This window comes from Arthrobacter sp. TJ-58 (assembly GCF_058269295.1).
In genome coordinates this window covers 1-624 of record NZ_JBZCNM010000014.1, presented here as the reverse complement: position 1 = coordinate 624, position 624 = coordinate 1, and the positions used below count along the sequence as shown (strand labels likewise).

Genomic DNA, 624 nt, shown 5'->3' with positions numbered 1-624 from the left:
ATGTAGTTCTCAAACAACAACCCCGTCACACCCCTCCACACACCGCGTATTTACCGCGGAACGCTTCAGACCTGCGCAGGAACAACCAGAAACAACACGTACCCGTGTCCTTCCAACCATGTTCTTGGTTCGAATTCTTCGGTCCTGTTATTTCAGGACCCAACAGTGTGCCAAACGGAAAAACCCGGTACCTGGATACCCGGCAGCATTTCCCACCATGCTCCACGATCCCCCGAAGGGAACCCTGGTACGGCGTACTCTGCTGCCCGGACCAACGCCGGGAACCTGCTTATTGATATTCCACCCTTGAGCACCCACCGGAAAACATATGTTTCCGATATGGGCATCTCCTGCAAAGCACACATCCAACACTGTGGAAGGACATGGACACTTTGAGGTGCTCCTTAGAAAGGAGGTGATCCAGCCGCACCTTCCGGTACGGCTACCTTGTTACGACTTAGTCCCAATCGCCGGTCCCACCTTCGACGGCTCCCTCCCGCAAGGGGTTAGGCCACCGGCTTCGGGTGTTACCAACTTTCGTGACTTGACGGGCGGTGTGTACAAGGCCCGGGAACGTATTCACCGCAGCGTTGCTGATCTGCGATTACTAGCGACTCCAACTTC

Annotated in this window: 1 rRNA gene; it reads right to left on the bottom strand. The window is 55.3% G+C overall.

The annotated features are described in order from the left end of the window. Positions 1-408 precede the first annotated feature (408 nt). Positions 409-624, bottom strand: a 16S ribosomal RNA gene (locus tag AC4D2W_RS17280); the annotation flags it as partial.